This is a genomic window from Oleiphilus sp. HI0066, assembly GCF_001635725.1.
Map to the genome: position 1 here is coordinate 1 of NZ_LWFH01001739.1, position 816 is coordinate 816.

Below are 816 nucleotides of genomic sequence, written 5' to 3' on the forward strand. Positions count from 1 at the left end.
AAATTAATACCCACTTGACCAACTTCAACCTCGTGCTGATAACGGCGAGCACTGATCCCAGACTGAGTAAATATAGACGTACCGTTGCCATAAGGACTGCTGTTAACCAAATCCAAGGCTGCATCCAGAGAATCAACATTAATACAACATACTACTGGGCCGAATATTTCTTGTTGATATATATCCATATCAGTAGAAACATCTTTAAAGAGCGTCGGCCCGACCCAGTTTCCATCTGGATATCCGTCAACAACGACGCCTCGCCCATCAACTAAACATGTCGCTCCTTGCGTAATTCCAGACTCGATCAATGACTCAATTCTTTGTTTGCTTGCCGGTGTAATCACCGGACCAAACGCAGCATTAGGGTCATCCCACGCACCTGGATTCACATTTCTCAAGCGCTCTGCTAAGTCGTCAGCCCACTTAATTGTTTCGCCGACAAATACAATGACACTAATCGCCATACAACGCTGTCCTGCAGCGCCTACCGTAGCGCCCACTAGTGCATTCATTACAGTTGCCTTATCGGCATCAGGCATAACAACCATATGATTCTTGGCACCCGCGAAGCATTGAGCGCGCTTTAACTGATTGGTTGCCGTGCGATACACGTGCGCAGCGACCGGCACAGAGCCAACAAAAGATGTCGCGACAACGTCTTCATGATTTAAGAGATAATTAACCTGATCCTTGTCGCCATGGATCACTTGAACCAAACCTGCAGGTGCGCCCGCTTCTACAAACAACTCTATTAAACGCATGGTTGCCAACGGGACCTGTTCAGACGGTTTGAGAATCATAGCGTTGCCGCAT

At 47.5% G+C, this 816-nt stretch carries 1 protein-coding gene; it reads right to left on the reverse strand.

Going from position 1 to position 816, the window contains the following annotated elements:
* A partial coding sequence (locus tag A3738_RS27135; RefSeq protein WP_156504533.1) for an aldehyde dehydrogenase family protein occupies positions 1–816 on the reverse strand: 816 nt, incomplete at both ends.